We start from the raw sequence: 2,341 nt of genomic DNA on the forward strand, positions 1-2,341 counted from the left end.
ACGGATGCGGGCTGGGTTGCGAGCTTGGCGTAGGGATCCCGTGGCTGCGGCAGAGCCTGGGGCAAGCTGGTATAAGATTTTCTTTCCCCGCCATCCCAGGTAGATAGCATGAAAGCACACGAGTTCTGGGCTCGCACCGACAGCCAAGGTCAACTGATTTTGCCTGTGCAGGCGCAGGAACAATTGCCCAAAAATCAACTTGTGCGGGTGCTGGTGTTGGTGGATGAGGGGGAGCCGGCAGATTCTTCACAAGAGCAGCAGCCCACCGCCTCATCAGACGAGGAGCATCTTGGGTACGGAGACACCGTTCCCTACGACGGCATTTAAGTTCACCTGAGTTCACCTCAAAGCGCGCTGTCAACAGAGGGGATCTTGGCCGGACAGCCGCCAGCGGTTCAGGTGGGAGACGCACCGCGAGCGCTCCGGGCCGCTTCCCTCCCCTCCGCCCTCTCTCAGGGGGAGAAGGAAGTTAAGAGCTCCGCCCCGCCGCCGCGATCAGCTCTGCTTGCAACCGTTCCTGGGCCGCCTGCAAAGCCTCTGCCAGTTTCTCCGGTTGCTTGCCACCGGCTTGGGCCAAGTTGGGCCGTCCGCCGCCGCCCCCCCCGGTGAGTTTGGCGATCTCGCCGATGAAGGAGCCTGCCTTCAGGCCAAGTTGCTGCACCGCCGGGCTAAAGGCGGCCACTAGGCTGACCTTGCCGGCTTCCGGCACCGAGCCCAGCACCACCGCCCCTTGCCCCAGCTTGTGGAGCAGATGCTCGGCGGCGGTTTTGAGGGCCTCGGCGGGGGTGGATCCCAGTTCCGCCACCAAGATCTTAAGATCTCCGACGGCAGCCGCCGCGGACAACAAACGTTCGGCCTGCAGCAAAGCCAACTGGCTGCGCACCTCCTCCAGCTCTTTTTGGGCGGCCTTCAGCTCCGCCTGCAGGGCGGCGACCCGCTCCGGCAGTTCCTGGGGCTTGGCCTTGAAATGGGCGCTCAGCTCCCGCACCACCTTGTCCCGCTCGTTCAGGTATTCCAGCACCGCCGGCCCGGCCACAGCCTCGATGCGACGGATCCCGGCAGCCACCCCGGTCTCGGCGATGATCTTAAACAGGCCGATCTCGGCGGTGTTGTTGACATGGGTGCCACCACACAGCTCCATCGAAACGCCCGGAAAGTCGATCACCCGCACCTCGGCGCCGTATTTTTCCCCGAACATGGCCACGGCTCCTTTGGCTTTGGCCTCCGTTAAGGGCATGATGGCCACCTGAGCCGCATGGGCCTCGGCAATCCAGGTGTTCACCAAGTTTTCAACCTGTTCCAGCTCCGCGGGGGTGACGGGTCGGGAGAGGGTGAAATCAAAGCGCAGCCGGTCAAAGGCCACCAGGGATCCCGCCTGGCTGATGGAGGGATCGACAATTTTTTTCAGGGCTGCCTGCAGCAGGTGGGTGGCGGTGTGGTGGGCCTGGGCGCGCCGCCGACAGGCCAAGTCGATCTGAGCTTGCACCGGATCCCCCACCCGCAGGATCCCGCGTTCTACCCGGCCAAAGTGAACAAACAGATCCCCTTGCTTTTGCACATCTTCCACGCGCACCAGCAAGCCGTCGCCGGAGAGGTAGCCACGGTCGCCGATTTGCCCGCCAGATTCGGCATAGAAAGGGGTGCGATCCAAGACAATCTGCACCGCTTGCCCTGCCTCCACTTGGGGCACCGATTTTCCTTCCACCAACAGGGCCTCGACCACGCCGCGGGCAGAAGATTGGCTGTAGCCCAAAAACTCTGTTTGGCTGAGAAAATCGGCCAGCTCGTCCAGGGATCCCTGGGCCGTCAGGTCGATGGTCTGGTGGGCGGCGCGGGCCCGCTGCCGCTGTTTCTCCATCTCTTGCTCAAAGCCCTCTAGATCCACGCTGAAGCCGCGTTCCTGGGCAATTTCTTGGGTCAGCTCCAGCGGGAAGCCGTAGGTATCGAAGAGCTTGAAAGCGTCGGCACCGGAGATCTGCTTTGGCGAGCCGCCGTTGCCAGGGGAAGATTCGACGGCAGCAAACAGATCCAGCAGCAGCCGTTCCCCCCGCTCCAGGGTCTTGAGAAATTGCTCCTCTTCCCGCTGCAGCTCGGTTTTGATCAGGGTTTCTCGCTCCCGCACCTGAGGATAGGCAGCCTCGGCCAACTGAATCGCGGTCTCTACCACCGGAATGGTAAAAGGCTCGCCGATCCCCAAGAGCCGCCCGTGGCGCACCATCCGCCGGATCAGCCGCCGCAGCACATAGCCCCGATCCACATTGGAAGGAAGCACCCCATCGGCAATCAAATGCATCACCGCCCGCGCGTGATCCCCGATCACCTTCAGGGAGATCTGCTGCTC

At 62.8% G+C, this 2,341-nt stretch carries 2 protein-coding genes; one reads left to right on the forward strand and one right to left on the reverse strand.

Annotated features, from left to right (window positions below; genetic code table 11):
• Positions 1-108: 108 nt before the first annotated feature.
• Positions 109-327 carry a hypothetical protein gene (locus NW857_RS04445; RefSeq protein ID WP_414334313.1) on the forward strand — a complete coding sequence of 73 codons (219 nt, stop codon included), beginning with the start codon at positions 109-111 and terminating at the stop codon, positions 325-327.
• Between the two features lie 142 nt (positions 328-469).
• On the opposite strand, the gene alaS is transcribed toward NW857_RS04445, so the two are convergent.
• Positions 470-2,341, reverse strand: a 1,872-nt coding sequence (gene alaS, locus NW857_RS04450) for an alanine--tRNA ligase (protein ID WP_414368064.1), incomplete at its 5' end; no start/stop codon positions are given.

Origin of the sequence: Synechococcus sp. H55.9 (assembly GCF_047462355.1) — a bacterium.
Lineage (GTDB): Bacteria > Cyanobacteriota > Cyanobacteriia > Thermostichales > Thermostichaceae > Thermostichus.

Bases quoted from the DNA above. Each gene is read 5' to 3' on its own strand.
- NW857_RS04445 (WP_414334313.1), top strand. From the start codon at position 109: ATGAAAGCACACGAGTTCTGGGCTCGCACCGACAGCCAAGGTCAACTG.